The 25,451-nt window shown below is 52.6% G+C and carries 4 protein-coding genes and 1 pseudogene; 3 read left to right on the forward strand and 2 right to left on the reverse strand.

The window, feature by feature from the left end; translation table 11 throughout:
• Positions 1 to 826 (reverse strand): annotated as a pseudogene (tssI, locus tag EOJ37_RS12265) (type VI secretion system tip protein TssI/VgrG); the annotation flags it as partial.
• Between the two features lie 611 nt (positions 827 to 1,437).
• On the opposite strand from tssI, the gene EOJ37_RS12270 reads away from it, so the two are divergent.
• A complete protein-coding gene (locus EOJ37_RS12270) occupies positions 1,438 to 5,274 on the forward strand; it encodes an autotransporter outer membrane beta-barrel domain-containing protein (protein ID WP_127960200.1) in 3,837 nt (1,278 codons plus the stop codon).
• A gap of 130 nt (positions 5,275 to 5,404) precedes the next feature.
• On the opposite strand, the gene EOJ37_RS12275 is transcribed toward EOJ37_RS12270, so the two are convergent.
• Positions 5,405 to 6,130, reverse strand: a complete 726-nt coding sequence (locus tag EOJ37_RS12275; protein WP_240651713.1) for a response regulator transcription factor — start codon at positions 6,128 to 6,130, stop codon at positions 5,405 to 5,407.
• Positions 6,131 to 6,837: 707 nt separating this feature from the next.
• Here EOJ37_RS12275 and EOJ37_RS12280 point away from each other — a divergent pair.
• Both EOJ37_RS12280 and EOJ37_RS12285 read left to right on the forward strand, forming a co-directional pair.
• Positions 6,838 to 21,774, forward strand: a complete 14,937-nt coding sequence (locus tag EOJ37_RS12280; protein ID WP_276318281.1) for a non-ribosomal peptide synthetase — start codon at positions 6,838 to 6,840, stop codon at positions 21,772 to 21,774.
• Positions 21,775 to 22,198: 424 nt separating this feature from the next.
• The coding region (locus EOJ37_RS12285) for an AMP-binding protein (protein ID WP_155522500.1) at positions 22,199 to 25,451 on the forward strand (3,253 nt) is incomplete at its 3' end.

Raw genomic sequence — 25,451 nt, forward strand, 5'->3', positions numbered from 1 at the left:
CCAGCCGGTAGCGGGTGAAATCTTTGCCGTGCTGCTGATCTTTGAAGCGACCAGGAAAATCAAACTGTTGGTAACTACGACGTTGAGCGATTTCGCCACTGGCTTGTTGGCTGAATGTCGCATCCCAGCGCGGGTTTTTGAAGGTGTGATCCTTCAGTTGCACCTCTGCCGGGCGCACTTGCGCGCTGCAAATGAAGCGGTTGACGCACAACTCGTTGGCTTGCGCGGCGACGTTCGGGTTGTAGGGCAGGCTGGTTTTTTTCCGGATGATGCCGCAGTCATCGGCAAACACTACGGTATGGCGGCCTTGGTTGAACTCAAAATAGTAGAAGATGCCCTCTTCGGCGGTTAGGCGCTGGATAAACGCGAGGTCACTCTCTTGGTACTGCACGCAGAATTCGCGTGCTGGGTGCGGGTGGCGCAGGCCGAAGGCGTAGTCGACGATTTGCGCTTCACGCAGCAGTTTGCTGATGATCTGTTCGATGGTTTCAAGCTGGAAGATGCGTGAGTTGCGGCGTAATCCCAGGCGCCACAGGCTGGGGCGCACGGACATGCGGTAGCGGGTTTGCTGGAAGCCGCTGTCGCCCTGTTGAAAGCAGGTGACGATGCCGGAAACCGCGCGTTGTAGCACGCCGTCGCGCCACACCGAGAGTTTGGCGCCGCGATCGAGCACCGCATCAAAATCAACCGCCGGGTTGCGGCTGGCGAGGTTAAGCTCCAGTTCAAACAGTGAAGAATAGTGTTCGTGCAGGGTGAAATCGACCACCGCGAAGGTGCCAGCCGGTTGGCCACCGGCGCTGAGGGTAAATTGCAATCCACTGGGTTGAGTGCTCATGTTCACATTCCCTGAATCTCGCGTTGCTCGTGTTGATTGTGCGCGTAAATGGCTTGGTTTTAGTGGTTCTGATCACGGTGAGTGATGGTCGATACCGCAACGGCTAAAAAGCCTAATCGAGACGATAGCTTAATCACTGCTTCCGGATTAAATCACGCAATGGCATGCAAAGAAACTGGTTTTCTCACCCTACTTTCATACAGCGTGTGCTGGCTGTTAGATTCAGGTGATCGTTATCCCCCGCTGATTAATTTACCTGAACAGTGCTTTCTGCTAGGTCATTTTTATTTTTACAGGCACCCTGAAAAATAGAATTGATCACATAGCGATCAATTATTGTCTACTATATAACCTATTATTTATTTTATTAAACAATTTAATGATTGAAGGCTTTCTTTATCCCTAAAAAATATAAGAAAACATTATTGTTTATTTGTATTTATTGCCAATCATAAATTACGCTAAATATTGCCATCAGTGACAACCAGTGTGGCATGTATTCTGCCAACGACACCACCGTTGCAACTGACCGAGCAGTTGCAGCGGTGGTGTCGTTCTAAGGCAGTGGTTTGCTTTACATTCCCGTTAGGAGACACAACGTAATGTCAAAACGGAATAATCAGGTTTTAAATCGTAATCGAATTAAATTTAATTTATTGTTAAGTGGGGTTATTTTAACTGGATTGACGGGTTTTGCACAAGCTGAACTCTGTGAAGCTGGTACGGTTACGCCAGCAAGTTATCACTGCTTCAGTGAGCTGGACCAGTCGATTGAGTTGAGTGGTGAAGCACTCGATGTCACAACCGGTGCAGGTTTTGGCGTGTTTGCTGACTCAGGTAATGGCTTGACCTTGACAGGGGATAAAGGGGTAAGATTTTTTGATGATAATGAATCTCTGATTTTCTCGAATGATTATGGGGCCTTTATAAAAAACCACGGTGGTGGTGTGCTATCGATCACTAGCAATGGTGCAATTCTTGGCGGAATGGGGGCAATTTACGCCCATAACAGTGAACAAGGCACTGATCTTACTATTGATGTCTCTAAGGTGGCCGGTGATGAGAATGCCATTTCGGCTGAAAACCATGGTACCGGTGCCTTAACGATCTCTAGCAGTAAATATATTAGTGCAATAACGGGGCAAGGGATTATTGCCTTGAATAGAGGCACTGATTTGAGCATCGATATTACTGTACTTGATGCTGAAAATACGGCTATACAAGCACGTAACCTCGGAAGTGGTGATCTGACTATCAATGTCAGTGATAGGCTCGCGAGCTACGCTGGTGTTGGGGTGATGGCTTATAACGCTGGTCGAGATCTACTGGCAAATCTGGCTGATGCCTATGCAGAGAGCACTGCACTATTACTGATCAATAATGGCAGTGGTTCATTGACACTTACTGCGAGTGGTGAACTGCTAAGTACACATGAAGAAGCTGTGCTTGTTGACAATAGCGGTACTGATGTCACGGTGCAGGTTAATCGTGCTATTGGTCAATCGAGTGGTATTGATACCAATAACCAAGGCACTGGAGCCACAGTGATCACCTCTAGCGGCTTGGTGGAAGGTAAAGAGATGTATGGCATCCATGCTAAGCAGCACAGTGCAGGTACAGATGTTACTATTCAAGTGGTTGATGTTAAATCAAAAGAGCAGGGGATTCTTGCTGAAAACCAAGGCAGTGGTGCGCTTTCTATTACCAGCAGTGGAAATGTAACCAGTCTCACTGGTAAAGCGATCGAGGCTCGTAATGCCGGCACTGACCTGACTATCAATGCTGCCAATGTGACTGGCGACATATCCGCTGTTAATACAGGTAGCGGCGTGTTGTCGATAACCACAATCGGTGAAGTGACAAGCGCTGAAGTCGCTATTATTGCGGTCAATTCCGGTAGTGATCTCAGATTACAAACCGAGAATGTCTATTCTGAGGGATTCGGGATCCTGGCGTTCAATGAAGGCAGCGGCGTGCTTTCCATCTCCTCTAGCGGATTGGTCAACGCTGAAGGGGAAAATGGTATCTATGCCAAAAACAGCGGTACCGATATAACGCTACAGCTTAATGACGTTTTCGCTAGAGGGGATGCTATTGATAGCGAAAACAACGGAACGGGCTCCACCACGATCATGACCAGCGGTTTGATTGTCAGTGCAGAGGGTGTCGCTATTCGAGCTGTTAATGGTGACAGCGCAGCCGACTTAACCATCCAATCCACCGGTTCGGTGTTCGGTTTGCGGGATGGTATCGCTGCTGAAAACAACGGGAGTGGAGAGCTCGCTATCCGCAACAATCAGTCGATTTCTAGTCTCGCTGGGCGTGGAATTTATGCCCGTAATGAGGGGGGCAAATTATCGATTGATGTAAAAGATGTTGATGCGGCAACTGACGCGATCCTCGCGCAGAATAACGGTACCGGTGAGCTTAACCTGGTCACCAATGGTAAGCTCACCGCCGGGGTTGGTTATGGTATCAATGCACAACATAACGGTGATGGTTCTGTCATTGTCACAGTCAATAAGGGGAGTGAAGTCGAGGGGGGAGCCGGGGCGATTAATATCACCAGCGACCAAGATATCCTGATCGAGAATCACGGTTTTATTAGCCACAAATCGGGACGCTCTTCAGCAACAGCCATCAACACCACGGGATCAGTCAGCCTCACTGTTAATGAAGGTCTATTAGTTGGTGGTGTGACTCTGAAAGCGCAGCGTAACGGGTTGATTAATGGTGAATCAGGTGTTTGGTACAATGCCGGCAGTAATAATACCTTTGGTTTATCTGCCGATGACAAAAATACCGTCATGAATAGCGGGATCATCATGGCAGCGATGTTCAACAGCGCAGCCAACGCCTCAGCGGTGAAGACAACGTTCAATCTAGCGAAGTTGTACAACGAAGGCGTACTCAGCATGGGGAATGGAGTAGCGGGTGACGTCACGGTGATCAATGGCAACTATCATGGCGATCAGGGGCTGATTGAATTTGATACCGTGCTTGGTGCTGATGACTCACTGACAGATAAACTGGTGATTAATGGTGACAGCAGTGGCACCTCGTTTGTCAGCGTCTCGAATCTTGGTGGTCGCGGCGCTTACACACTCAACGGTATTGAGTTGATCACTGTGCGCGGTAAATCTGAAGGAGAGTTTGTACAAGCTAACCGGATTGCTGCGGGTGCTTATGACTATTCACTGGTACGTGGTGCCGGCGCACTGGCAAACAACTGGTACCTCAGTAGCCTGTTGAAAGATTATCTGGCTCGACAACAGCTGGATAAGGTGTTCAGCTCATTGAGCGAAGCTGAACGGCAGGCTCTGGCTGCTGCTGACGCCGATCAGGCAAATGCGCCGCGTCCCGATGACAGCAGTGATGAAACGGTAACCGCGTTGCAGGAAAAAGTGGCCCAGCTACGCGAACGGGTCCGTCAACAATATGCAGCGGATGCTGCGTCTCCCCAACTCCAGCGACCCGAAGCTGCCGCTTATGCCAGCAACCTAGCGGTGGCTAACACGCTGCTGAATAGTCGACTGCAAGATCGGTTAGGTGAAACCCGATACTTGGATCAACGCAGTGGTGCAACTCGTCACAACAGTATGTGGTTACGCACAGAAGGCGGGCATAACCGTTCACGTGATGAGAGTGGCCAATTGCACACTCAGGCAAATCGTTACCTGGTACAACTGGGTGGCAATATCATGCAGTGGGAACAGCAAGGTGTTGGCCAGGTTAACTTGGGGCTCATGGCCGGTTATGCCAACAGCAACAGCAGCAGCAACTCAACCCTGACCAACTACCGTGCTGATGGCAAAGTGGATGGTTACGGTGTCGGTGTTTACGTCACCTGGTATGCTCCAGCGGCTGATCAAAGCGGTTGGTATCTTGACAGTTGGGCGCAGTACAACCGCTTTGACAATAGCGTGAGTGGCGATGGCCTAACGGAAGAGAACTACAAATCGAAAGGTGTCACCGCAGCGATTGAGGGCGGTTATAGCGTCAAACTGGCAGAAAACAGCGCACAAAGTGTTGCCTGGTTTATTCAGCCACAAGCACAGTTCACCTGGCAGGCGGTGAAAGCGGATAGCCACGTTGAAACCAATGGCACCCGTGTCAGTGCTGAAGGTGACGGCAACCTGCAAACCCGTTTAGGGGTGAAAACCTTCCTGAATGGGTACAGTGTGCGCGATAAGGACAACACACGCGCCTTCCAACCTTTTGTTGAAGCGAACTGGCTGCACAACAGCAAATCATTTGCCAGCGTCATGGATGGTGTCAGCTTGGCTCAGGATGGTGCCAGCAATATTGCTGAAGTGAAGTTAGGCGTTAACGGACAGGTCAATCGCCAGTGGGAACTTTCCGGCCACATCACCCAACAGATGGGGAGTGCTGGCTACAGTGATACAGCGGCGCAATTAGCGGTCAAATTCCACTTCTAATTTGTTAACCTAACCTGCCGCATCCCTTGACATCTCGCCGTAAGGTGAGGTGTCAAGGCGCAACTAACCACCACAGATTGCTCGGTGCTAACAACAAAAAAACGCTATCACAGCGTATTGATTGAACTGCTTATTTCGGATTTCCTAACCGATAACCCTGTCCTCGCACGGTCACCAACATATTATTAATGCCGACGGATTTCAGTTTTTTCCTTAAATTATAGATGTGTACATCAACAACCCGCTCCATTGCATCACTTTCTGGCTGGCAGATGTCGAGTAACTTACTGCGGGTAAACATGGTGCATGGTGATGTCATAAACAGTGACAACAGTTGAAATTCGGTACGTGTCAGATCCAGCTCGGTCAATTTACTGTCACTTTCCGCACTATTGGCAATAAATGCACAAGCGGCATTCAGATCCAACACTAATTTGCCGTAGCGCAGATGATGGGTACTTGATAATGCACTTTGCTGGCAGCGGCGCAACACTGCATGAATACGGGCGATCACTTCACTGGGGTTATAGGGCTTCACCACATAGTCATCGGCACCATACAGCAATGAATTAATCCGCTGGGTATCATTATTGACGGCTGTCAGCATGATGACTGGTGTTCTTGAGTGCTGACGAATGGCGGCAAGCACATCATTACCGCTTAACTTTGGCAGTGTGATGTCCAGCAATACCAAGTCTGGTCTCCAGTGGGCATGAGCGGCAATGCCGGCAACACCATCATGTTCAATATGTATTTGAAAATTATTGCGCTTTAGGTGCTCTTTGATGATATTGACGCTGTTAATATCATTTTCCACTATCAATATTCGTTCTTTCGATATTCTTTCTTTGACCATCCGGTTATTCCTTCACGTAATCTTCATAAAATGTTTAGATAGACTTAATGATATTATGCGATGCTGACCCGGTGATCTCTGTCTGAAATCTATTGATACTCTTCCGAATACCAAGAAAGATAAATTTTTCTTTATCACTATCACGGTTAATTCATTGTTGCAAGGTATTGTTAGGGCTATTTTTTAGATGCAATGTACAGTGGCAGATATCTTAATATATCACCAAGAAAGCGCTGACATAAAAATCATGAAAGACTGCTTGAGAGTGTATTTTTAATATGAGCAACTGGCCTGCTTTTCCTTATTTTATCAGAGGTAGATATGGTAGGGATGGCTCCCTCCTGTGAGCTAACGTAATGAATTTATTGACTACTTAAGGTGGTTGTTTGTGTTGTATTATTACGTTTTTTAATAAAAAAATTATGCATATGCCATTATGAAATAATCCCCCACGCTGTTACTGCCCAACATGTTTATACTTTATTTGGGTAGTGGCGTGCGTTTATCATTTATTGATAAAACAGCGAGGGCAGCGCCGTATTTAGCGCGCTCAATGACTGCTGGAGTGGATAATTTATTTTTAAAGCACGCTTTCATTTTTATCCGGGGAGTTATGAATCTTTTGCAGGGTTTGATTAATTTTTTGGAGAAATGATGTGATTATTGAGGAATGTCAAAAAGTATTCGCTGGTCATTTGTCTGCTGTAATGGCAACCCGGGCTCAACAAAGAATGCTTTTGGTTGAGAAAAATATTCCAGAATTAAATAGAGTGCTCCATGCTTATCAGGAGATTGAAGGTGATCTTGATCTGCAACGTTTAACAACCAGCGTTGACATACTGATCAGCAAACTTCCGTTATTACAAACCCGCTTTGCGGTGCAGGAAGGGAAACTATGGCAAATTTACGATCACAGCCTCTGCCACGCATTAGTAATTTGTGATCTGCGCCAAGACGCTGAACCATTGGCTACAGCACATCGTAACATGCAGCAATCTGTTGCTGAGGCAAAAGAAACAGCAGTGACCAGTGACGGTGCCTTATATAATTTCACTTTATATATTATTGATAATAAAAAGTTTATATTAAGTATGTGGGGTAACCACGTCTTAATTGATGGGCGTAGTTTTGCCTTGTTGGAACAACTATTAACCAAAATCTATAACAACGCCTTTCAGTTGGATAAAATTGAAAGTCATTTCAAAGGTATTACATTTGATGCAACGGCAAATGCCGACTATCAGTATCAGCAATCGAGTGCAAAATTAAAGGATGAGCTATTTTGGCGTAATTACATTGATGATTTAAAATATGATGCATTTACATGGACTGGTTTATCTACGATTGATAAATGCAAAACCTACCGATATTCAGACTCGATCCCTTTTTCACAACGGCAACAGATCCAGGCATTGAGTTTAGCGTGCGGTGTATCGGAGCAGATACTCTTTCTGTCCAGTGCGGTGTTATTAATCCGAGCGCTGATTGATCAACCCTGCTTCTCTGTCAGTATACCGGTGCCCGGCACCGGCAAATTAGTCAGCTTGGGCATGACCTCTAACGTGTTGCCACTGCGTATTCATCTTCCGGAGACACTCAGTCTTAGCCAAGCACTTCAGGCACTATCAAAAGAGGTCAAAACCGTTGTTAGACACCAACGCTACCGTGTTGAAGATGTGTTACAACTGTCTGAAACCAGGGCAACCGCCGGTTTTGGCCCGATCATCAACGTGATGATTTTTGACCGTGGTGAAGGTTTTGCACAGTGTCGCTCGGTGAGCCGTTTTGCTGCTAACAAAGAGGGGCTGGAGCTGCAAATGACCTTCTGGGGTTCAGGGCGAGAAGAGGGCATTGATCTGCTGTTTGAAGATGTGACGCCCGGGCACTCAACGGAACACCTTGCTCAGCTCAGCAATAAATTGCAGTCGATACTGCGCTTCCTCAGCCAACATCCAGAAAAAACCGTGGCGGAATTGATCGCCGATTGCCAACTTGACGATGATCAGATTTTGCAGCACAGCCTCTATTTTCAGCGTCGTCAACAGCCAGCAGCCGGTTTCTTACAGTGGCAGTTATCGGCAGAGATATTGGCACGACAAGTTGCCCACAGCAGCGAATTGAGTAGCGCGGCACTCACGTTTGCTCCACCGCGTATGTTATTGGCCGATCGTGTCATTTTGATCACACAACTCGAGTGCAGAGTCTCACCACAGCCGCAAGCATTAGCGGGCACCCTGTTGGCGATTGAAGCGTCAGGCTGGCTGGTGGCAGTGGGACAGGGAGCGGTTTATCTCACCGGCTTACAGGATGAGAAAGGTAACCCGTTGTCAGCACCGGCGTTAGCCACACAGAGTGCGCTACAGATCGGCAGCCAGCTACCGTTGATCTCGTCCACACAAGCACAACAATTATCCGCTGGCCGCCAGCGCGCACTCAAACAGCAAAACGGCTGGAAACGTTATTTCACCGCCCCGCAGTTAGCGCAGCTCTCTGCTCAGACCAACCAAGACATCAACACACAAGCGCAGTGGCAAAAAACCACCAGCTACCGCGTTGAGCGCGATGCGGATCAAAGCACGGTCAACGCGTTTGAGTTGCTGGCCGCGTGGATGATCTATTTGGCCCGAGATCACAGCAATCGTGGCGAACGTTTTCAGCTCGGCTGGCAGCAGACAAATCACGCCAACATGGGTGATGACAGTGTTGAGAGATTATTTACTGCATTATGCCCATTTGATATTGAAATAGATCTCAGCCACAGCTTTGCACAGATCGTGGCTCAGCTCACCGAAAGCTATCAAAATTGGCGATCACTCCCGCGCTGTTTAGTTGAAACGGTGCACTTACATATCCGCTTGGGACAGCATTGGTTGGCTAAACCGCGCCCTTGGCCACTGGCGATAGTATTTGCCGAGCCAACCGAATCAACCATTGAACTGGCACAGCAGGCGGTCGGTGAGCAGCTGACACTGCATATTGATCCCTGCTCAGCCGATTTCTACTGGGTTTATGATGCGCAGCAAATCAGCGCACAGCAAATCGCACGCCTGAGCTCTCACCTACTGCGACTGCTCACGGCGGCAAAACAGCCGGATGCCGCGCCATGTCCGGTCGGCAAGTTGCCTTTTCTTGCACCGGAAGAGCAACGGCAGCTACAAGCGTGGGGAGAGCACCCAACAGCAGCGAGCACCGAAGCGACCACGCTGCCAGCGCTGTTTCGCGCCCAACTGACCGACCATGCGGAGGCTATCGCACTACGTTATGGTGACCAAACGCTCAGCTATCGCGAATTAAACCAGCGTGCTAACCGCTTAGCCCACCGTCTGATTGCGCATGGAGTACAACCCGAACAACGGGTGGCGCTCTGCGTAGCGCGCAGCATCGAGTTGATGATCGCCATGCTGGCGATCTTAAAAGCCGGTGGTGCTTATGTACCGTTGGATCCGGCCTACCCGAGTGAACGGTTACGCTACATTTTGCAGGATGCTGAACCCTGCCTGCTACTGGTCGACCAAGCAGGAAGCGCGGTATTAGGGCAACACACCACACCGACACTCCAGCTAGAGGCGGCGCTCTTTACCAGCGGCAGAGCGGATGATCCTGAACTAGCGACGTTAACCCCGGACAACCTGGCCTACCTGATCTACACCTCCGGCTCCACCGGACAGCCGAAAGGGGTCATGATTGAGCACCGCAACGTCACACGCCTGTTCAGCGCAGATCAACCAGGCTTTAACTTCTCATCAACCGATACCTGGGCACTGTTCCACTCCTACAATTTTGATGCCTCAGTATGGGAAATCTGGGCGCCACTGTCACATGGCAGCACACTCTGCATTGTGCCGAACGAAGCGTTGACACGCCTGGCTGAGTTTGATCAGTTTGTTGCCGAGCAACAGATCACGGTACTGTGCGTCACCACCTCGGCGTTAAAAACCATGCTACAGCAGAGCGATCGCCTGGTCACACTCCCTTGTTTACAGCGCATCGTGCTGGTGGGTGAAGAGGCTGAAGCTGAAACGTTACGCCTATGCACTGCGGGTGAGCGCGGATTACAGGTCATCAACGCCTATGGCCCAACCGAAACTGGCGTCTACGCGACACTCTGGAGCGCACAGCAACTCACAACCAATCAACGAATTGTACCGATTGGCCAACCGATGAATCAGACGGCGATCTACCTGCTGGACAGTGAACAGCAGCCAGTACCGGCCGGCAGTATCGGTGAAATCTACATTGGCGGCAGCGGCGTCGCACGCGGCTACTTCAAACAGGCAGAGTTAACCGCGCAGCGTTTTTTACCCGATCCATTCAGTGACCAGCCTAGCGCACGCCTCTACCGTACTGGCGACTTAGCGCGCTGGCAAGGTGACGGCCAACTGCTCTACCTCGGTCGCAACGACCAACAGGTGAAGATCCGTGGCTTCCGGGTAGAACCGGGCGAGATTGCATCACAACTGAAGCTACACCCGGCAGTCAGCGAAGCGGTGGTGGTGGCACGCGGCGAGCGACACGCCTTACAACTCGTGGCTTACGTCATTGCCGATAACCGACAGCACATCGAACCGATAGCACTGCGTCAACACCTGGCACAGCGGCTACCGGCTTACATGCTACCGATCGCCTACGTGCCGATCAGCACACTGCCGCTAACCTCGAATGGCAAACTGGATAAACGCGCACTGCCAGAGCCAACCCAACAGGCATTCGCACGTGCTGAATATGTGGCACCGCAAGGCGAAATAGAGCGTAACCTAGCAGCACTGTGGTGTGAACTGCTGGAGATCGAACGGGTCAGTCGTCACGACAATTTCTTTGCCCTTGGTGGCCACTCCCTGCTGGCGGTTCGACTCTGTAGCCGAGTGCAGCAGCGTTTCGGCCTCTCGCTGTCGGTAACGCAGCTATTTAGCCACAGCACGCTCGCGGCGCTGGCTGGCGTGCTGGCGACCCTGCCGGCACAACGACTGCCAGCGATCGCCCGCCTGCCACGCACACAGCCGTTACCGTTATCATTTGCCCAACAGCGACTCTGGTTCTTGTGGCAGATGGAAGGGCCATCAGCCACCTACAACATACCGGCGCTCGTCATGCTGCATGGTGAACTACAGCGTGACGCACTGATTGCCAGCCTCAATACGCTTTACGCGCGCTATGACGCCTGGCGCTCGACCTTCGTCCTGAATCAGCAAGGGGAAGGCGAAGTGGTGCTGTTAGCGCCCGAGTCGGGTTTACCACTGATCGAGCACGATCTGTCGGCCTCAGCGAATGCAGAACAGCAATTGGCACAACTCAGTGATCAACAGGCACACCAACCGTTTGACCTCAGCCAAGGGCCACTGGTACGAGCAGCGTTAGTGAAACTGGCTGAACAGCAGTCGGCACTGCTGTTAACCCAGCACCACATCATCTCTGATGGCTGGTCACTGGGGGTGATCTGCCAGGAATTGACACAACTCTACAACGGCTACTGCCAGCGCCAGACGGTATCACTACCGCTACGGCAGATCGACTACCCCGACTACGCCGCCTGGCAGCGGCAGTGGCTGTCGGGTGAACGGTTAAAACAGCAATCCGACTACTGGTATCAACAACTGCAAGGTGCGCCGGAACGATTAACCCTACCGACGGACTACCCACGGCCAACGGAACAGAGCTATCAGGGAAGCCGACTGCCATTTGCGCTTGATGCGACACTCAGCGAACAGCTACGGCAGTTGAGCCGTCAACAGGGCGTAACACTATTTATCACCCTGCTGGCGGCCTGGTCGGTGGTATTGACACGGTTAGCCGGACAGGATGAGGTGGTGATCGGTAGCCCAGTCGCCAACCGGGGACGCAGCGAACTGGAAGGGGTGATTGGCTTTTTCGCCAACACCCTAGCGCTACGCCTCCAGCCGGAACGCAGCCAGGATGTGGCGCAACTGTTGCGCCAAGTGCGCGAACAGGTCAGCCAAGCACAAGCACACCAGGACTTACCGTTTGAACAAGTGGTAGAACGGTTAAACCCGGTTCGTCAGCGCAGCTATGCCCCCCTGTTTCAGGTCTTACTGAGCTGGCAAGCACAGCAGTTATCACTGCCGTTAGATCGGCTGACGGTAACGATTGAAGACAACCTCTACCAGCGGGTGAAGTTCGATCTGGAACTGACACTGACCGAGAACCCACAGGGCATCATCTGTGGGCAAATGGCCTACGCCAGCGCGCTGTTCAGCGCCGAAAGCATCACACGGCACCTGGCCTATTTACAGCGGGTATTGAGCGCAATGGTTAATCGGCCGACTGAGCAACCCTCGGCCACCCACTTACTCAGCCAGCAAGAGTATCGGCAACTGGTCATGCACTACAACCAGACACAGATTGCCTACCCGCCGTTATCGATCGGCGCTCTGTTTGCGCAACAAGCCGCGCGTCGCCCGGACGCGATCGCCATTCGCGATCAACAGCAATCACTCAGCTACGCGCAGCTAAACCGCCGCGTCAATCAACTGGCCCATGCATTACTGGCACGTGGCATCGGTGCCAACCAGTGCGTGGCACTGCGCTTTGAAAGCTCACTGGAGATGGTAGTGGCTATCCTGGCGGTATTAAAAACCGGTGCCGCCTACGTACCGCTTGATCTCGGCAACCCGGAACAGCGCACCCGCCAGATCATTGACGACTGTGCGGCTAACTGGTTATTAAGCCACAGCGCATTAGCCGCATTGCCGGCATCCTCGGCCAAGTTACTGCTGATTGATCAGCTTGCTATTAGCCATCAACCGGCCTCGGAACCTGCTGTCACGGTAACCAGCCAGCAATTGGCTTACGTGATGTACACCTCTGGCACCACCGGAGTTGCCAAAGGGGTGATGATCCGCCACAACAGCATTATCCGCACGGTCTGTAACACCAACTACCTTGCCTTAACCGAAGATGATATCTGTCTGCTGGCCGCTAACTACGCCTTCGACGGCTGCGTATTTGACCTGTTTGGCGCACTGCTCAATGGTAGCCAACTCATCGTACCGCAGCGCAGCGAAGTGCTCGATCTGCAACGACTGGCACAACTGATTGAACAGCGTGGCGTCACCAGCTTCTTCCTGACTACCTCACTGTTCAACCTACTGGTTGAACAGCAGTTACCCCGTCTGCAAGCGGTCAGGCAGATCCTGTTTGGGGGAGAAGCGGCCTCGTTGAAGCACATCGAACAGGCGCTACGCTACCTGGGGCCAGGCAAATTGATCAACTGCTACGGCCCGACCGAGACCACGGTACTGGCAACCGCACACATTGTTGAACAGTTAGCGCCAGATCTGGGATCACTACCGATTGGTAAACCGGTCGGCAATGCCCAGATCTACCTGCTGGATCAGCATCAACAGCTGGTGCCGCACGGTTGTCGCGGAGAGATTTACATTGGTGGCGATGGGGTAGCAAACGGTTACCTCAACCGGAGCGAACTGAACGCAGAGAAATTTATCCGTTCACCGTTTAACCCGACAGAGCGTCTCTATCGCACCGGCGATCTGGGGCGCTGGCAAGCCGATGGTAGCCTCCTCTACCTTGGCCGTTGTGATAATCAGGTGAAACTGCGTGGCTTCCGTATTGAACTGGATGAGATCCGCAGCGTGCTGCTGCATTACCCAGGCATCCGGCAGTGTGTGGTACAGATGATCCACGACAGCAGAGGCGTCAGCCAGCTCTGTGCCTGGCTGCTGGTGGATGAACTGGCACAGTTTGATCGGCAATCGCTACTGGCAACACTGCGAGCGCGCTTGCCAGGTTACATGATCCCGAGCGCGATCATCCCACTCGCCGCATTGCCGCTCAACCCGAACGGCAAAGTCGATTTGAAAGCGCTCCCTGCACCGACTGCACAAGCATTCGCACACGCAGAATATGCCGCCCCGCAGCGGGAGATAGAACAACACCTGGCAGCGATCTGGTGTGAACTGCTGGCTGTTGAACGCGTGAGCCGCCACGATGATTTCTTTGCCCTCGGTGGGCACTCACTATTGGCAATCAAACTGTGTAGCCGGGTTCAGCAGCGGCTTGGCGTCGCACTGACAGTGACACAACTGTTCAGCCATAGCACATTAGCCGCACTGGCAGACGTCGTGGCGGCACTACCGCAACAGACACTGCCCGCGATCGTGCGGCTCACCGCACAACAGCGCTTATCACTCTCGTTTGCCCAACAGCGGCTCTGGTTCCTGTGGCAGATGGAAGGGCCGTCTGCCACCTACAACATTCCATTGGTGCTCAAACTACAGGGGCAACTGAAACCAGCAGCATTAATCGCCAGCCTGAACGCGCTCTATGCGCGCCATGAAGCCTGGCGTTCAACCTTCACGCTGTCGCCACAGGGTGAAGCGGAACTGGTGCTATTACCCGCCGAGCCAGGCTTACCGGTGATCACCCGTGATCTGTCAACGCACCCGGATCGACAACAGCAGCTAGCACAGTTAACCGACGCAGAATCTGAACAAGCGTTTGATCTTAGCTGTGGGCCACTGGTACGCGCACAGCTAGTCAAAATGGCACCCCAGCAGTGGTATCTGCTGCTGACCCAGCACCACATCATCTCCGACGGCTGGTCGATCGGCGTGATCTGTCAAGAGTTGAGCCAGCTTTACAATGCACACTGTCAGCAGCAAAAGCTGACGCTGCCAGCATTGCCGATCGACTATCCCGACTATGCTGCCTGGCAGCGCCAGTGGCTATCCGGCGAGCGACTGACCCAACAGTCAGACTACTGGCAGCAACAGCTACAGGGTGCGCCCGAGTTACTGACACTACCGACAGATCACCCCAGACCGGCGTTACAATCGCATATTGGCGGCAGCTTCAGATTCACCTTGGATGCGCAACTGAGCGCACAACTGCGCCAGTTCAGTCGCCAACAGGGGGTGACACCGTTTATGACTCTGCTGGCAGCCTGGTCACTGGTACTGGCACGCCTAGCCGGGCAGGATGACGTGGTGATTGGCAGCCCAGTGGCGAACCGTGGACGCAGCGAGTTAGAACCCCTGGTAGGCTTTTTTGCTAACACCTTGGCGCTACGGATCAAACCAACCGGTGAGCAGAGCGTTGTACAACTGTTGCAGCAAGTGCGTGCACGGGTAACCGAAGCACAGGCACACCAGGATTTACCGTTCGAACAAGTCGTTGAACGGTTAAATCCGCAACGCCAGCGCAGCTATGCGCCGATCTTCCAAACACTACTGAGCTGGCAGCAACACCAAGCGCTGCCAGTATTTGAACAACTCCAGCTTGAGATCGCCGAGGCCAATTATCAGCGCGTCAAGTTCGATCTTGAACTGGAACTGACCGAACAGGCGGATGGCACCCTACAGGGTCAATTGGCCTACGCCAGTGCACTGTTTGAACGCCAGCGTATCGCCAGTTACGCCGATTACCTACAGCGCGTGCTCAGCGCCATGGTCAGCCAACCAGAACAGCGAGTTGCCGCCATCACACTGCTCTCCGAGCAGCAACAGACAACGCTGTTATCACTTGGTCACGGGCATGCGCCGCCAGCGACTGAGATAGCGCTGTTACCGGCACTGTTTGAAGCGCAGGTGCTCCAGCACGCTAACGCAACAGCGCTACGCTGTGGGCAGCATCAGTTAAGCTATGATCAGTTAAACCGACAGGCAAATCGCTTGGCACACCAACTGATAGCACTCGGCGTCACCCCTGAACAGCCGGTAGCGCTCTGCTGCCAACGCAGCGTGGCAATGATTGTTGGCTTATTGGCGATCTTAAAAGCGGGTGGCGTCTACCTGCCATTAGATCCGCTTTACCCCAGTGCGCGTTTAGGTTACATCCTGCAGGATGCCGAACCGTGCCTGCTACTGGCCGATCAGGTTGGGCGCAACGCACTGGGCGAACACACCGTAGCGACACTCGCGCTGGAAAACGCACTGCTTACCAGCGGTGAAGAGAGCAATCCGCAAGTGGCGACACTGAGCGCCAGCAACCTGGCCTACCTGATCTACACCTCCGGCTCGACCGGCCAGCCGAAAGGCGTGATGGTTGAACATCAACAAATCGTCAATTTTGTGATGGCAGTGAGTGAAATGTTATCAGCCTCAATTGACCAGCCGGTACGCGCGTTACTGAACTTCAGCATCATGTTTGATGCCAGTTGGTGCGAATTTGCAGCGCTGTTTCAGGGCGGAGAGTTAACCCTGACGCCGGTTGAAGAGAAATACCAACCGGCCAAAACGCTGGCACGCCTGATTGCAGAGAGAACCAACTACTTCAGTTGCACACAGTCGCAACTGGAAGGATTAGTCAATGCAGGCGCGCTTGAGCAGATCACCGACCCACTCTTGATCTTTGTTGGTGGTGAAGTATTCCCCACCGAGTTATGGCAACGCTTACAGCAGGCGAAGCAGATCAAAACGGTGAATGCTTACGGCCCCACCGAAACCACGGTAGCCGTGACCAGCGCCGCACTGCAAGCTAACGCCAGCAGCCAACCGGTGATCGGACGTTCATTCGCCAATGCACGTATCTACCTGCTTGATAATGAACAGCAACTGGTGCCACCCGGCAGTGTTGGCGAAATCTGCATTGGCGGCAGCGGCGTTGCACGCGGTTACTTTAAGCGTGCCGACCTCACCGCACAGCGCTTTTTGCCTGACCGGTTTAGCACCGAACCCGGCGCACGCCTCTACCGCAGTGGTGATTTGGCGCGCTGGCAAGCCGATGGGCAGTTGGTGTTCGTCGGGCGTAACGACGAACAGGTAAAAATCCGTGGCTTCCGCATTGAACTGGGAGAAATAGCGGCACAGTTGAACCAGCATCCATCGGTCAGCGAAGCCGTGGTAGTAACGCATGATGCCGCAGATAACCGACAACTGGTTGCCTACCTGATTGCCAACCCGGGACAGACCATCGACGCATTAACACTGCGCCAACATCTGGCCGCGCGGTTACCGGACTACATGTTACCGGTTGCTTATGTCGCGATCAGTGAACTGCCACTGACACCGAATGGCAAACTGGACAAACACGCCCTGCCGGAGCCGAATGCACAGGCATTTGCCCGCAGCGAATACGTCGCCCCTGAAGGCGAGATCGAACAGCAACTGGCAGCGATCTGGGGTGAATTGTTGGCGGTTGAGCGGATCAGTCGCCATGACAACTTCTTTGCCCTCGGCGGCCACTCGCTGCTGGCGATCAAACTCTGTAGCCGAGTGCAGCAGCGTTTGGGTGTCTCACTGGCCGTGACACAACTGTTTAGTCACAGCACCCTCGCGGCACTGGCCAGCGTATTGACGCAATTGCCACAGCAACCGTTGCCAGAGATCACCCGACTGCCACGCAACCAGCACTTACCACTCTCCTTTTCACAACAACGGCTCTGGTTCCTATGGCAGATGGAAGGGCCATCGGCCAATTACAACATGCCAGCGCTGCTCTCACTGCGTGGTGAACTGCAACCGGATGCCCTGATCGCTAGCCTCAATACCCTGTATGCGCGTTATGAGTCTTGGCGTTCGAGCTTTAGTATCAATTCACAGGGTGAAGCCGAAGTGGTGTTACTGGGCGAGGAGAGTGGCGTACCACTGCAACAGCAGGATCTCTCGGCATTGCCCAACCCGACACAGCGCCTAGCGCAATTGACCCGGCAACAGGCTCATCAACCGTTTGATCTCAGCCGAGGGCCGCTGGTACGGGCGCAACTGTTTAAACTGGGGCAACAGCAGTGGTATTTACTGCTGACACAGCACCATATCATCTCCGATGGCTGGTCAATTGGGGTGATCTGGCAAGAACTGAGCCAGCTCTACAACGCCTATTGCCAGGGGGTAACGGCAAATCTGCGCCGACCGCGTATCGACTATCCCGATTACGCCGCCTGGCAGCGGCAGTGGCTGTCGGGTGAACGGTTAAAACAGCAATCCGACTACTGGTATCAGCAACTCCAGGACGCACCGGAACTACTGACATTACCGACCGATTACCCACGCCCACCACAGCAGTCGTATCAAGGTGAGCGCCAGGCATTTGCTTTCGATGCGGCACTCAGTGAACAACTGCGCCAGTTTAGCCGCCAACAGCAGGTAACACCGTTTATGCTGCTACTGGCAGCCTGGTCAATCGTATTGACACGGCTAGCCGGGCAGCAAGAAGTGGTGATCGGCAGCCCAGTGGCCAATCGCGCACAGAGTGAATGGGAAGGCGTGGTCGGCTTTTTTGTCAACACCCTAGCGCTACGCATCAAACCTGACAGGCAGCAAGATGTGCTACACCTGCTCACCCAAGTACGTGAACAGGTGACACAAGCGCAGGCACATCAGGATTTACCGTTTGAGCAGGTGGTCGAACGGTTGAACCCGGAACGGCAGCGTAGTTATACACCGATTTTTCAGGTGTTACTGACCTGGCAACAGCATGAACCGCTACCGCAGTTCGATCAATTGCAAGTCGCAACAGTGGAAGTGGACTACCAGCGCGTGAAATGCGATCTGGAACTGGGATTTGGCGAAGACAGTGCCGGCATCATCCATGGCCGACTGGGCTATGCCAGCGCCCTGTTTAACGCGGACAGTATCACGCGTTACATCAGCTATCTACAGCGCGTACTGCGAGCAATGATCTCAGCGCCGACGCAGAGCCTGTCGGCGATTACGCTGCTATCGGCGGACGAGCGTCGCGCCCTGTTATCGCTTGGGCAGAGCAGCGAAGCGCCAGCCCCGGCGACCACACTACCGGCACTGTTTGTCGCACAACTGAGCAAACACAGCACAGCGGTTGCCTTACGCAGCGGTGATCGCACATTGAGTTATCAACAATTGAATGGCTGCGCGAACCGCTTGGCGCACCGATTAATCGCTCAGGGCGTACAACCGGAACAGCGAGTGGCATTGTGTGCAGCACGTAGCATCGAACAGATTATCGCGCTGCTGGCGATCTTAAAAGCCGGTGCTGCTTATGTTCCACTTGACCCAAACTACCCGAGCGAGCGTTTGCACTACATCCTACAGGATGCAGAACCGATGTTGCTGTTACTGGATCAGGAAGGGAAAGCGGTGTTAGGCGAGCACAACATACCGACCCTAATGCTTGAGCCAGCCCTGTTTACTCACGGCAACCAGGATAACCCCCAGCTACCGACGCTGACGCCAGATAACCTGGCCTACCTGATCTACACCTCCGGCTCAACCGGGCAACCGAAAGGCGTGATGGTTGAACATCGCAACATAAGTAACTTTTTGATTGCCAACGCAGAGATGTTGTCGGCATCACTCAGCCAGCCGATATGTCAGTTAATCAACTTCAGCATCATGTTTGATGCCAGTTGGTTTGAGCTGGCAGTCCTGTTTCATGGTGGTCAACTGGTGCTGACAGCACCGCATGATAAGTACGATCCCGACAAAAGCGTCCGGCACCTGGCGGCAAGCCGAGCCAATGCTTTCTGCTGCACGCCATCGCAATTGGAAGGGCTATTGCAGGCTGGACTGGAGCAACAACTGGTCGGTGACACCCTGCTGTTAATCGGGGGTGAAGCCATTTCCAGCGAATTGTGGCAGCGTCTACAGCAGATGCCGAAGATCACCTGCATCAATCTCTATGGCCCGACTGAAACCACCATTGCCGCGACCCGAGCAGCGATTACTGCGCACGGAACGGCACAACCGGTGATTGGCAACACATTTGCCAATGCGCAGATCTACCTGCTGGACAGCGAACGACAGCCGGTGGCTCCGGGTGCGGTCGGCGAGATTTACATTGGCGGTGCCGGTGTGGCACGCGGCTACTTTAAGCGTGCGGATTTAACCGCAGAACGCTTCCTGCCGGATCCATTCAGTGCCGAGCCGGGGGCGCGCCTCTACCGCAGCGGCGATTTGGCACGCTGGCGCGCCGACGGGCAACTGGTTTATCTGGGGCGCAACGATGAACAGGTGAAGATCCGTGGCTTCCGTATCGAACTGGGTGAGATAGCGGCACAACTGAGCCAGCATCCGGCGGTCAGTGATGCAGTGGTGGTGGCACAGGGTGAAGCGAATGCGCTGCAACTGGTGGCTTACTTGATCGCCCAGCCGGGGCAACGCATCGAACCGATGAAGTTGCGTGAATATCTGGCCGCGCGGTTACCGGACTACATGTTACCGGTTGCTTATGTCGCGATCAGTGAACTGCCACTGACACCGAATGGCAAGCTGGACAAACGCGCCCTGCCGGAGCCGAATGCACAGGCATTTGCCCGCAGCGAATACGTCGCCCCTGAAGGCGAGATCGAGCAGCAACTGGCAGCGATCTGGAGTGAATTGTTGGCGGTTGAGCGGATCAGTCGCCATGACAACTTCTTTGCCCTCGGCGGTCACTCGCTGCTGGTGGTCAAAATGTGTGACTTGATCGGCAAACGATTAGGGAAAACGGCACTGGTGGCGACGGTATTTGCCGCCAGCACCCTGGCGGCGCTGGCTGCCAGTTTGCAGGGCAAAGCGTTTGCCGTGCAGGATGCCGAAGCGCAAATGGCGCAGGATAGACACCTGCCCGCGCTGTCGTTTATCTCCGCGTCTGAAGTGGCGTTTGAGCATATTCTGCTCACCGGTGCTGCTGGCTTCCTCGGCATCTACTTGTTGGCGGAACTGCAACAGCAGCACCCACAAGCAACGGTTCACTGTGTTGTGCGTGGTGAGCAGGGGCTAGAACGGTTACGGCAAGCGGCACAGCGTTACCAGTTGACACTGGATGAGCAGCGGCTGAAGGTGATCACCGGTGATCTGAGTGCGGTACGTTTGGGGGTATCGGCACGGTGTTGGCAGCAATGGGCACAGCAGATCGACGCGATCTACCACTGTGGCGCCTGGGTTAACCACCTGCACAGCTACCACACGTTGCGCGACAGCAACGTGCAGAGCACCACGGAGTTGTTAGCGTTGTGCTGCCAGGGCAGGGCGAAGCAACTGTTTTACATCTCCACCCTTTCAGCGGCAGCACAGCAAGGTAACCGCTTGTGTGAAGCGCTCGTTGCCGAAACACTCTCGGCCAATAATGGCTATGTACAGACCAAGTGGGTCTGTGAACACCTGATGATGCAGGCATTTGCGCGCGGCCTACATGGCGCAATCTACCGCATGGGCAACATTACCGGCGCAACCCAACATGGCGCTTCCAACGTAGAGCACAACCACGTACTGAATGTGATGAAAGGCTGCTTACAGATGGGCGTGGTGCCGGACTGGCGCGAGAACAGCCTGGATATCAGCCCGGTTGATCGGCTCGCGGCGCTGGTGGTCTCGGCTGGCCGCCGCACACCCTACCTCGATCGCGCGCTGAACTTAGGCTATCTGGTCACACTCAGTTGGCAGCACCTGTTCCAGTACCTGAGTCACCAAGGGTATTCGGTACGTTTTGTTTCCCCAGAAAGCTGGTCGCGAGACTGGGTCGCTGACATCAACAGTGATAACGCGCTCTATCCGTTCAAAGCGTTTTATTTGTCGTTACAGGCAGAGGCACTACATCAACCAGTAGATATTGTTGAAAAGGTCTTGGTTGATGAAGCGAGTGAAAATTTCGATATCAACCAATTATTGGAGATTTATTATCACTACTGGCGACAATCCGGTTTTTTACCTGCGCCTGAACAATTGGCACAACAAAACCATATTCATAAAATCGATGGAGAAGAAATGGTGGTATAAAAAATAATCTACTTGCGTTATCGATGCGTCAGTTAAAGCGATTGCTTATTCCTTTCTGGTTTAAACCTGTGGTTTACCAGAAAGGATATAACTGGCATATTTATTTCCCGGTTAAATAGCCAAGATGCTATCCGATCAGGGCTATTTTATTTGTCATTTTACTTCTGGGCGGCGTTAGCAATCCTGGCGTATTGGGTATACGTCATGGTTTTTATGCGCCTTAGTTGTGCAAAATTTCAGCAATAATAATGTCTGATAGGAATGGTGGTTAATAATATCTGTGAGAGAGTACAGCTAGTATGGTTATATTTTAACCATCCCTGCTGTGGCTTTCTGCTATTTTTCTCTCGCCTTTTAACTTGGTGATTAATTTTTATTTTTTATCAAATTAGGCGCGACGCTATCAATGTATGGAGAGTGAAATATGTCATCTGAGAAATATAACGAGTTAGCGCTATCTAATGCTGAACTCGTTACTGTAATAGCAACTCGGGCTCAGCAGGAGATGCTTCTGGTTGAAAAAACATCACCAGAAATAAATTGTATAACCTACTCTTATCGCACTATTGAAGGTGAGCTGGATAGTGAAAGTTTAGCTGTTGCAGTGGATATATTAATTAATCACTTACCGTTGTTGCAAACGCGTTTTTGCTACCGAAATGATGAATTATGGCAAATTCACGATCGACGCATTTCTCATCGACTAAAAGTTTATGATTTACGTCAATTCGATGATCCGGCCATTGAAGCGGAGCAACGAATGCAGCAAAGCAGAGAGCAGGCAAAAAATAACAGTATTATCAGTGAGGCGCCACTTTATAACTTTGCGTTATATATTGTTGGAGAGAAAAAATTTGTCTTTAATTCATGGTTCCATCATGTACTGATTGATGGTCGCAGTTTTTCGTTGTTTGATAAGTTATTAGCTAAAATATATAACAATATTTCTCAGCTTGATAGAATTAAAAATGAATTTAATCACTTTGCATTTGATGCCATTGCGATGGCAGACCAGCATTATCAAAACTCGCCAAGAAAATTAAAAGATAAGAAGTTTTGGTTAGAGTATCTCAATGACTTGAAGTCATATTCGGTAACATGGCGTCGGCTTTTGCCCGGCACGCTCAACAACAAGTCAACATATCTGGACACCATCACTGACACGCAGCGCGGCGTGATCCAGCGTGCAGCGCTGGCTTGTGGGATCTCAGAACAGATCATGCTTTTCTCAGCAGCAGTGTTGCTAATTCGCTTTCTAATTGATAAAGAAAGATTTTCTGTCAGTATACCGGTGCCAGGAACCGGAAAAATGGCAGGGTTAGGTATGACCTCTAATGTATTACCACTGCGGGTTGATCTGCCTTCAAACCTCAGCCTGCTTGAAGGGGTGCAATCGCTGTCAAAAGAGATCAAAAAGGTACTGAAACATCAATGCTATCGTGGTGAAGATGTGCAGCGCTTATCCGGTTACAGAGAAACAGCGGGTTTTGGCCCAGTGATTAACGTGATGGTTTTTGATCGTGGTGAAGGCTTTGCACGGACGCAATCACGTAGCCATCTGGGTGCCAACCGGGATGATCTGGAACTGCAAATCACTTTTTGGGGCGGCAGTGAAGATGCTATCGAGATTATCTTTGATGACAACACACTCGGGTGCAGTACAGCCCAACTCGCTTGCCTGAGCCAGCGGCTGAAATCGATTCTGCAGTTTTTGAGTCATCATCCAGAACAACCCGTTGCTGAACTTATCGCTGCTTGCCAACGGGATGATGATGATGCTGTGCTAGGTGATAGTTTCTATTGGCAACGTCGCCAGCCAAGTGCTGGCGGCTTTTTGGCCTGGCAGTTATCGGCCGATGCGCTGGCGCGTCAGGCATATGCCGGTGCAGCGCTCGCTCCAACGCTACCGGCATTTGCCCAACCAAGAGTCTGGCTGACCGATGGTGTGCTATGGGTCGAGCAACTCGAGAGGCGAGAAAACCGCACCGCGCAGGCGGTAGCGGGCACACTGTTAGCGATTGATCAGGCCGGTTGGCTGGTTGCTGTCGCATCGGGGGCGGTGTATCTGCGTGGTTTGCGTGAACAGCATGGCGATGTGCTCACTGCTGATCTGCTGGCCGAACGTCGCGCATTACAGGTTGGCAGCCAATTAGCGCTGATCTCAGCACAACAGGCTGAACAGCTATCGGCTTGCCGTCGGCAACTGTGTCAGCAGCAAGCTTTTTGGCAACAGTGCCTCAGCGAACCGGCGTTGGCTCAACTCTCTTCACACCGGCAAGCCAGTGATCAGGCAGAAAACGCACAGTGGCAACAAACCCCTGACTACCGCCTGTGCGAATTGCTGCCAGATGGCAGCGCGGTCAGTAGCAGTGAACTGCTGGCAGCCTGGCTGATCTATCTGGCGCGTGACCATCACAATCGTGGTGCATGTTTTCAGCTCGGTTGGCAACCGCAGCCACATACCGCTATCGCAGCAGGGTTGACAGATCCTGTGTTGGCGGCGTTGATGTTAGCGCCGGTATGGCCATTTGAGATCGCCATCGACCTTGAGTGCAGCTTTGAAGCGGTTGTTGCCCAAGTGCAGCAACGCTGCCAGCACTGGCAGCAACTGCCTGCTTGTTTATTGGAAACGGTGATGCAGCAGCAACTGGCCGGTGAAGCGTGGTTGGCGAAACCGCGCCCGTGGCCGCTGGCATTCGCCTTTGCCAAACCAGCGACAACGGCGAATGCACTGGCGCAGCAGGCGATCGGGCAACTCTTGACGCTGCATCTTGATGCCGATTTAGCCCGCTACTACTGGGTTTATGATGCCAGCCAGATCACCTTAGCGCAGGTGCAACACCTCAGCGATCAGTTACGCCAGCTACTTATTGCGGCAAAACTGCCCAACCCAGCGGCAACGGCGGTCGCTCGGCTGAACTTTCTTACTGCGCAGGATCAGCAGCAGTTACGTTGCTGGAGCGAGTCTGAGGTTGAACTGTTAACACCGGTGCGTGCAGAGAGCGCGACACTGCCAGCGCTATTTGAGGCGCAACTGAGCCACTGTGCTGACGCGATCGCTGTGCGTTACGGTGAGCAGGCGCTGACTTACCGTGCGTTAAACCAGCGTGCCAATCGGTTAGCTGAGCAGTTGATCAAACTGGGTGTGCAGCCGGAACAGCGCGTGGCACTTTGTGCTGAACGCAGTCTCGAACTGATTGTGGCGATAATGGCGATCTTGAAAGCCGGGGGAGCCTATCTGCCGTTAGACCCGGTACATCCCACTGAACGATTACGCTACATTTTGCAAGATGCCGAGCCGATAGTGTTACTGGCGGATCAGGCCGGACGGGCGGCGCTCGGCGAGCCTGCGATCCCGACGCTGATGCTGGACGCAACACAGTTTGAGCACGGCACTGAGCATAATGCGGATGTTTGCCCGTTGACCCCAAGCAACTTGGCCTACCTGATCTACACCTCCGGCTCGACCGGCCAGCCCAAAGGGGTGATGGTCGAACACCAGCAGATCGTCAATCTGGTACTGGCGACCGGGCAACTGCTGGTAACGCATGGTGTCAGTGTGGCGCGGATGGTGATGAATGCCAGCCTGATGTTTGATGCCAGTTGGGATGAGCTGGCGGTGTTATTTCACGGTGGAACCTTGATCCTGACCGCCAGTGAGCAGCGATACCAGCCAG

The organism is Serratia microhaemolytica, assembly GCF_004011885.1.
In the GTDB taxonomy this organism is placed as follows: domain Bacteria; phylum Pseudomonadota; class Gammaproteobacteria; order Enterobacterales; family Enterobacteriaceae; genus Serratia_G; species Serratia_G microhaemolytica.

Coding starts and splice junctions, on each gene's coding strand:
- EOJ37_RS12270 (WP_127960200.1), top strand. CDS start 1,438: ATGTCAAAACGGAATAATCAGGTTTTAAATCGTAATCGAATTAAATTT.
- EOJ37_RS12275 (WP_240651713.1), bottom strand. CDS start 6,130: ATGGTCAAAGAAAGAATATCGAAAGAACGAATATTGATAGTGGAAAAT.
- EOJ37_RS12280 (WP_276318281.1), top strand. CDS start 6,838: ATGGCAACCCGGGCTCAACAAAGAATGCTTTTGGTTGAGAAAAATATT.